The following is a 5,104-nucleotide window of genomic DNA, read 5'->3' on the forward strand; positions in this document are numbered from 1 at the left end:
TATTCGTCCGACAGTTCCTCGAGCGCGGGACCGATCTGCTTGCAGGGCCCGCACCACTCGGCCCAGAAATCGACGACGACGGGGATGTCCGACTGGCGCACTTCTGCATCGAAGGTCGCGTCAGTCACGGGTACGGTTGCCATGGGCGGGCCTCCTCGGCGGCAAGGGTTCGGGGGCAGAAGGTATGAAGGCCCTCCCGGCGCGTCAAGCAGACCCTGCGCGTGCCAGCGCCGCAGCCACAAGATCGTGAGGCAGGTCCATCAGGTCTCCGGTCCGCGACCACAGGATCGCGGTGCCGATGGCGCGCCCCGGATAGATCGCCGAGAGCATCGCGGCATAGGCCCCCATCTGGCGGAGGATACCCTCCGGCACCTCGGCGGGCGAGGTCGGCACCTCCGCGTTGGTCTTGAAGTCGACGGCGAGCACACGGTCCTCGGCGACGATCAGCCGGTCGATCGTTCCGAGCAGCGGGTCGCCCAGCGCCGCGTCGTCGCCCGCGACCGTGACCTCGGCCAGCGTGCCGGGGGCGAAGACATGGGCGAGGTGCGTCGCGGTCAGGACGGCCTCGGCCTCCGCGTAGGCGTCGGCGATCTCCGCCCCGGTCACGTCGGCGGCCTCCATCTGCGCGATTTGCGGGGCGGCGTCGCGCCACGCGGGCGCGGGCAGCCCGGGCAGGTGTTCGTGCAGCAGGTGGACGAGGCGCCCGCGCCTCATCGCGGCCTCCCGCCCCTCGCCCGTGCCGCCAGGCAGAACCTCCTCGCCGCCGAGGTCGGAGGGCGAGCGCGCCTTGCGGTCGCGTGGCGCGGGCGGTGCCGGGCGTTGCACCCAGTCGGGCAGCGCAGCGCGGGGCGCGGCCGCCGCGGCCACGGCATCCCCGGCGTGCGGAAAGTCACCGGTCTGGAGGCGCAGGCCCGTCTCGTCGAAGCCGGGCACGGCCAACGTCGCGGCGCCCAGCGCGCCGAGACCGGCCTCGACCGCGCCGTACCATGTCGCCGGGCGCCTGCCACCGTCGTCCGAGAGCTTGCCCGCCCCCGCCACGATCAGCCAGCTCTCGGCCCGCGTCAGCGCGACGTAGAGGAGACGGTTGCGCTCCGCCTTCTGGCGCGCGTCCTCGACCTCCAGCGCGGCGCGGACGGTCTCGGCCGCGTCGGCGCGCGCGGGCGCCCAGAGGACGGGCCCCTCCCCCTCGCGCACGAGGCGGCTGCCGCCGGTGCGCGAGCGCCAGTCGAGGCTGTCGGGCAGGATCACGACCGGCGCCTCGAGCCCCTTCGCCCCGTGCACGGTCATGACCCGGATCTGGCCCTTCGCCTGCGAGAGGTCGCGCTTGACCGTGACCTCGCCCGCCTCGAGCCAGCCGATGAAGCCGGTGAGGCTCGGCACCTCCATGCGTTCGTAGGCGAGCGCCTGCGCCAGCATCGCGTCGATGCCGTCCTCCGCCTCGGGCCCCAGCCGCGCGGTCAGGCGGATGCGCGCGTCGTGGCGCACGAGCGCCCGCTCGAGCAGGTCGTAGGGCCGCCGGAAATCGGCCTTGCCGAGAAGATCGCTCAGCATCTCGCGGGTCGCCGTCCACTCCGCCCTCTCCCCCGCGCGGTCGCGGAGCGCCTGCCAGAGGTAGCCCCTGCGCCCGTGGGCGAGGCGGAAGAGGTCGTCCTCGCTCCAGCCGCCGATGGGCGAGCGCAGGACGGCGGCAAGCGACAGGTCGTCCTCGGGCGTGGCCAGGAACCGCAGGAGCGCGAGCAGGTCCTGCACGGCGAGCGGCTGGGTCAGGTCGCTCCGGTCGACGCCCGCGATGGGCAGGCCGCGCCGCTTGAGCGCGCCGATGATCTGCCGGAAGAGCGGCGAGCGCCGCCGGACGAGGATCAGGATGTCGCCGGCCTCGACCGCGCGGGGGCCGTCGCGCGTGACGATCACCGGCCGCTCCTCGTGGATCATCGCGTCGATGCGCTCGGCGATCCGCCCCGCAAGCACCGCGTAATGGTGATCCTCGCTGACGAGGTCGCGGGGATCGTCCCAGGCGACCTCCTCGGCGGCGGCGGCGGGCGCCACCAGCGGCCAGAGATCGACGCGCCCCGGCTTCTCCGCGAAGAACGCCTTGTGCTCGAGCGCGTCGCCGACCGAGGTCGGCACCTCCGGCCCGCAGACATGGTCCACCAGCCGCAGGATCGCGGGCGCGGACCGGAAGGAATAGAGCAGGTCGCGCTGCTGGAGCGGCTGACCGATCCCGCGCAGGCGCTCGTCGAAATGCGTGCGCATCCGGTCGAAGCCCTCGGGGTCCGCGCCCTGGAAGGAGTAGATCGACTGCTTCTTGTCGCCGACGACGAAGATCGTCCGCTGCACGTCGGCCCGCGCGCCTTCACCGGCGGCGAAATCCTCGGCCAGGCGCTTGACGATGTCCCATTGCGCGGGGCTCGTGTCCTGCGCCTCGTCGACAAGGATGTGGTCGATCCCCCCGTCGAGCCGGAACAGCACCCATTGCGCGATTCCCGGCGCGCTGAGGAGCTGGCGCATCCGGGCGATGAGATCGTCGAAGTCGAGCCACCCGCGCGCGGCCTTCGCCGCGGCATAGGCCGGCAGGAACGCGCCCGCGAAACGGTGCAGCGCATGGGTCTTGCGCGCGGTCAGGAGGCCGGTGCGGAGGGGTCGTGCGGCCTCGACGCGGTGGGTGAGATCGGCGAAGGCCGCCATGGCGTCCGGGCCGATGGCGTCGCGGATCGCCGGATTGCCGATCTTCGTGCCCTTGGCGGCGAAAGGCTCGTTCGCCGTCGCGCCGGTCAGGCACACCTCCTCGAGGTCGCGCAACGTGTCGAGCGTCATCGCCTCCCAGGGCATGGCACGGAGCACGCGGTGGATCTTGCCCTGGTTGCGGTTCTCCGCGTCGAAGTGCGGCCAGATCGCGTCGCAGGCCTCCCGCTCCTCCCCGGTGAGGACGGCGGCCAGCACCCCCTCCTCCGTCAGGCCCGAAGCAATCCCCACGGCGGCGCATATGTCCTCCCACGGCAGCGGTTCGGCCAGCCCCTCCGCCTCACGGGCGGCGGCGCGGGCGAGGTCGAGGATACCGTCCTCGTCGCCGAGATAGGGCACGACCGCGTCGATGGCGTCCTGCCGCGCCGGGTCGCCCGCCATCTCGTCGAGGAGATCGGCGATCAGGCGCGACTGCACGCGCTCGTCGATCTCGGTGAAGCCGGGGCTCACCCCCGCCTCCAGCGGAAAGCGGCGCAGGACCGAGGCGCAGAAGGAGTGGATCGTCTGGATCTTGAGACCGCCCGGCGTCTCGATGGCGCGGGCGAAGAGCGTGCGGGCCCGCGACAGGAGGTCGGGCGCGAGGTCCGCCTGCGGAACGCCCACCTCGGCGAGCGTGCGGCGCAGTTCGTCCTCGGGCATCATCGCCCACTTGCCCAGCCGCTCGAACAGGCGGTTCTGCATCTCCATCGCGGCCGCCTTGGTGTAGGTCAGGCAGAGGATGCGCTCGGGCGGCACCTCGCGCAGGAGGAGGCGCGCCACCCGGTCGGTCAGCACGCGGGTCTTGCCGCTGCCGGCATTGGCCGAGAGCCAGGTGGACACGTCGGGCGCGGCGGCCTCGACCTGGGCGAGCGTGGCGTCGTGGATCGCGGTCACGGCGTGCCCTCCCGCCCGACGGGGAGGATCACCGGCGTCACCGTCTCGTCCCATTCGCCGTAGCGGGCGAGCTGGTCGTAGTCGCCGCGCCAGAGGACATTCTTCACCGCCCGGCGCGCGGTATAACCCGCATCGGCCCGCAGGTAATGCGCGAGGAGGCGCCGGAACTCCGCCGTCACGGCGGCGATGTCCCCGGCGGTCGGATCATGGGCCACGATCTCGGGCGACGCGCCGAGCCCGACATAGGCAATCCGCGCGGTCTCGAGCGGCCCGTGCCCGGCGAAGCCGCCTTCCGCCGCCATCGCCGCCTCGAGCCAGAGCTGCCGGGCGAAGCCGCGCTCCTCCTTCTCGGTGGGCGGCTTGCCGGACTTGTAGTCGTAGATCGCGACGCGCCCGTCGGACAGGCGGTCGATCCGGTCCGCGGTGCCGGTCAGCGTCACCGTCCGTCCCGAAGGCAGGCCGGTCAGCGTCCATTTTCCCTTGATCTCGCGCTGCCACGGTGCGGCGAAGGCGCGGCGCTCCGCCTCGGTGGTCAGGAACCACGGCACGACGCGGGCGAACCTCGCGAGCCAGAGGCGGCGGGCGGCGGGCCAGGGCGCCGCCTCCTCCAGCACGTCTGCGGCCAGCCCGAGGAGGCGTTCCTCGGCATCGGCAGGCAGAGCCTCGGCGGTCTCCTCCACGAAGCGCCGCAGGACGTCGTGGAGCACGGTGCCCCTCAGCGCCGCGTCGGGCCGGACGCGCAGCGGGTCGAGCGGCCGCAGCCCCAGCACGCGACGCGCGTAGATGCGGTAGGGATCGCGCACGAGATGCTCGACCTCGGTGACGCTGATCGTGTCGGGCCGCGCCGCGGCGGGCGGCGCGGGCGCGGGCCTCGGCGCGGGCGGCACCTCCGCCGCGGGACGCATCAGCGCCTCGGCCATCGTGACCCAGCCGGCGCCCCGCGCCCGCATCCCGGCAAGCTGCGCCGCCGAGGCATCGCTCGCCCCCTCCAGCAGGTTCACGATCCGGTTCAGCCAGCGCGAAGGCACCGTGTCCGTCTCGGCGTCCCGCCTCGCGCGGGAGAACCAGACCTCCGGCGCGGCGGCGGCCTGCTGGAAGTCGTGGGCGGACAGGCCCACCACCCGGTCGGGCAGGCGCAGGCCCGCCGCGTCGCGGAGCGCCCGGTTGAGCCAGGGATCGGCCGATGGCGCGGCGGGCCAGATCCCGTCGTTGAGCCCGCCGAGGATGAGGAGGTCCGCGCCCTGCACCCGCGCCTCGAGCGTGCCCCAGATCTGGATCAGCGCGTGCGGCCGGATCTCGGACCGCGCCTCGCGGTCGGCGGCGAGCGCGGTGACGAAGTCGGCGTAGTCGCGCGCGGTCATCGGCCCGCCGTGCCCGCCCTCGGCCCGGAGGTCGGCGGCGAGAGCCGCTGCGGCCTCACCCTCGGCTTCCTCGTAGAGTTCTCCGGCACCCGTTAGGCCGGGGCCCGCGGCCAGCGCCTCGGCCAGCC

3 protein-coding genes are annotated in these 5,104 nt (G+C 73.7%); all 3 read right to left on the bottom strand.

Going from position 1 to position 5,104, the window contains the following annotated elements; all coding sequences use genetic code 11:
* On the bottom strand, positions 1 to 143 hold a 143-nt coding region (locus ACTS11_RS19365; protein WP_442641928.1), incomplete at its 3' end, for a thioredoxin family protein.
* Between the two features lie 61 nt (positions 144 to 204).
* Complete coding sequence (addA, locus tag ACTS11_RS19370; RefSeq protein ID WP_442641926.1) at positions 205 to 3,615, bottom strand: double-strand break repair helicase AddA; 3,411 nt, start codon at positions 3,613 to 3,615, stop codon at positions 205 to 207.
* Positions 3,612 to 5,104: PD-(D/E)XK nuclease family protein (locus ACTS11_RS19375; RefSeq protein WP_442641927.1), on the bottom strand; the 1,493-nt coding region annotated here is incomplete at its 5' end. The genes ACTS11_RS19375 and addA, both read right to left, overlap by 4 nt.

It is taken from the genome of Roseicyclus sp., from assembly GCF_052168335.1.
GTDB lineage: Bacteria > Pseudomonadota > Alphaproteobacteria > Rhodobacterales > Rhodobacteraceae > Roseibacterium.